Raw genomic sequence first — 379 nt, 5'->3', positions numbered from 1 at the left:
GATACTGCGCGGCGCGGTGGGGGCCGGGTGGGCGGGCGCGGAGCTTGGGCTGGAGAGCGAGGGGGTTGGCCTGCGGCGCGAGGGGGCGCGCGGCGTGCCGGATCGCGTGGTGACCTGGACGGAGACGAACTATCTGCGGTTTCCGGCGAGCTGGCTCGATCGGCCGACCGGCCTGCCGGCGCAGGCGGCGCCGGATCATGGGCGGCTGGCGCGGGAGGTGGCGCGGCGGCGCCGGCGGATGACGGTCTCCGCGCGGGCGCGGCTGCTGATCTTCAAGGCGCTGCATGATGGGGCCTGCGCGCAGGATGCGGTGGCGCGCGCGATGGGCATGTCGCCGCGGACGTTGCGGCGGCGGCTGGCGGAGGAGGGCACGTCGTTC

General features: G+C 76.5%; 1 protein-coding gene. It reads left to right on the top strand.

The window, feature by feature from the left end:
* Positions 1–379, top strand: a 379-nt coding sequence (locus R5H29_RS22845; protein WP_332329905.1) for a hypothetical protein, incomplete at both ends; no start/stop codon positions are given.

The sequence above is a fragment of the Stenotrophomonas sp. A3_2 genome (assembly GCF_036624925.1).
Classification (GTDB): Bacteria; Pseudomonadota; Gammaproteobacteria; order Xanthomonadales; family Xanthomonadaceae; genus Stenotrophomonas; species Stenotrophomonas hibiscicola.
Note: the sequence above shows the minus strand (reverse complement) of the source record. Positions and strands in the feature narration are given on the sequence as shown.